Below are 2,336 nucleotides of genomic sequence, written 5' to 3'. Positions count from 1 at the left end.
CCGCAGCTGGACAGCTTCTTGATGTTTTCCGGCTCGAACAGCATGGCCCACGAATCGATCTTGTCGACGCCCAGGACGGCCTTGATCTTCTCGACGTTGTAGCCGATGCCGTTGGTGCCCCACAGGTAAGGCACGGCGTACTGGTTGCCCGGGTCATTCTTTTCCAGGCGCTTGAGCAACAGCGGATCGAGGTTCGCGTAGTTGGTCAGCTGGGACTTGTCGAGCTTCTGGAACGCCCCGGCCTTGATCTGCTTGCCCAGGAAATGGTTGGACGGCACGACCACGTCGTAACCGGTACGACCGGCCAGCAACTTGCCTTCCAGGGTTTCGTTGGAATCGAACACGTCATAGACCGGCTTGATCCCGGTGGCTTTCTCGAAGTCCGCCAGCGTGGTTTCGCCGATGTAGTCCGACCAGTTATAAATATGCACGGTGGAGGCCGCCTGGACACTGACAGCGAGTGTCAGGCCGGCACCGACCAGCAAGGCGTTGCGCAACAAAGAAAAGACAGGCACGTGGAGGTCCTCTTAAATAGTTGGGCCCAAGTTGCCCCCGTCACCGGGCCAATGAAGTGCCCTGCAACAAAACCGGCGCGCAACTTACCCTCGATAAACCGATCCAGCAAAACTTTTAGTTGTTTAATTGCTCCCGTTGTCGCCGTCGCGACGACCGCGACAACGAGAGACTGCTTCAAGCCGGCTTATTTACCGGACTTGATCTTGGTCCAGCTGCGGGTCAGTAGCCGCTGGGTCGCAGGCGGCAGGTCGCTGATGGCGTACAGCTTGGCCTTCACTTCGTCCGATGGATAAATGCTCGGGTCACCGGAGATTTCCTTGTCCACCAGCGGGGTGGCGGCCTTGTTGCCGTTAGGGAAACGCACGTTGTCGGTGATCTCCGCCATGATTTCCGGCTGCATGATGAAGTTCATCCACTTGTAGGCGGCTTCGACGTTTTCAGCATCTTTCGGAATGGCAACCATGTCATAGAACGAACCGGCACCTTCCTTCGGAATGGTGTAGGCCACTTTCACCTTGCCGCCAGCTTCGGCAGCACGGCTCTTGGATTGCTCGATATCGCCCGAATAACCCACGGCCACGCAGATGTTGCCGTTGGCCAGGTCCGAGATGTACTTGGAGGAGTGGAAGTAGCCGATCGATGGACGCAACTTGAGGAACAGCGCTTCGGCTTCGGCCAGTTGTTTCTTGTCCTGGCTGTCGGTCGGGTAGCCGAGGTAATGCAGGGCCACCGGAATCATCTCGGTTGGCGAATCGAGGAAGCTCACGCCGCAGCCCTTGAGCTTGGCGATGTTCTCGGGCTTGAGCAGGGTGTCCCAGGAATCGATCTTGTCGACGCCCAATGCGGCCTTGACCTTCTCGGGGTTGTAGCCGATGCCGATGGTGCCCCACATGTAAGGGAAGGCGTGCTTGTTGCCCTGGTCGCTGGCATCGCCGACGGCCTTGAGCAGGTCGGTGTCCAGGTTCTTCCAGTTAGGCAGCTTGGACTTGTCCAGCTCCTGGTAGACGCCGGCCTTGATCTGCTTGGCGAGGAAGTTGTTCGACGGCACCACGACGTCGTAGCCGGACTTGCCGGCCAGCAACTTGGCTTCCAGCGTCTCGTTGCTGTCGAACACGTCGTAGACGACCTTGATCCCCGTCTCTTTCTCGAACTTGGCGACCGTGTCCGGCGCGATGTAGTCGGACCAGTTATAGACGTGCAGCACTTTGTCGTCCGCCTGGACGGCGCCCGCCATCATGCCCATCAGGGACATGGCGAGGAGGGTCTTGCCAGCTATCTTCATACCTAATGCCTTCATGGATGATGCTCCGGTTATTCTTTTTAGCCACGTTCAGCGCAACTTGAACAGCAGCGGTAGTCTGGCAAGTTACAGGGCAGGCTTTCAACACAAGCCCAGCCTTTTGTTCATGCTGGGCGAGGGCCGTTCCGGCACCTCGCTCAGAGCCTAGCACTTAGCCCTGCAACGCACTGAGCGTCAGGTCCAGGCATTGCCGCGCCTTGGCCACCAGTTCGTCGATCTCGGCCTTGCTGATCACCAGCGGCGGCGCAATGATCATGGTGTCCCCCACCGCGCGCATGATCAGCCCATTATCGAAGCAGAACTGCCGGCAGATCATGCCCACGCCCTTGCCTTCGTAGCGTTTGCGCGTGGCCTTGTCCTGGACCAGTTCGATCGCCCCCAACAAACCGACACCGCGCACTTCACCCACCAGCGGGTGATCGTTCAGTTCCCGCAGGCGTTGCTGCAAATAGGGTGCCGTTTCGCCATGGACGCGCTCGATGATCTTTTCTTCACGCAGGATGCGGATGTTTTCCAGGGC

General features: G+C 58.6%; 3 protein-coding genes. All 3 read right to left on the bottom strand.

Features of this window, described 5'->3' with window-relative positions:
* Window positions 1-515, bottom strand: a 515-nt coding sequence (locus tag OC610_RS25860; RefSeq protein WP_264431870.1) for an extracellular solute-binding protein, incomplete at its 3' end; no start/stop codon positions are given.
* Window positions 516-700: 185 nt separating this feature from the next.
* Window positions 701-1,813, bottom strand: coding sequence for a polyamine ABC transporter substrate-binding protein (locus tag OC610_RS25855; protein ID WP_264431869.1), 1,113 nt, complete (start codon window positions 1,811-1,813; stop codon window positions 701-703).
* Between the two features lie 154 nt (window positions 1,814-1,967).
* Window positions 1,968-2,336 (bottom strand): aminotransferase class III-fold pyridoxal phosphate-dependent enzyme (locus OC610_RS25850; protein WP_264431867.1); only part of this gene is annotated, 369 nt, incomplete at its 5' end.

The organism is Pseudomonas agronomica, from assembly GCF_025917275.1.
Lineage (GTDB): Bacteria > Pseudomonadota > Gammaproteobacteria > Pseudomonadales > Pseudomonadaceae > Aquipseudomonas > Aquipseudomonas agronomica.
The sequence above is the reverse complement of the archived record's forward strand: the minus strand, read 5'-3'. Positions and strand labels throughout refer to the sequence as shown.

Coding starts and splice junctions, on each gene's coding strand:
- OC610_RS25855 (WP_264431869.1), bottom strand. CDS start 1,813: ATGAAGGCATTAGGTATGAAGATAGCTGGCAAGACCCTCCTCGCCATG.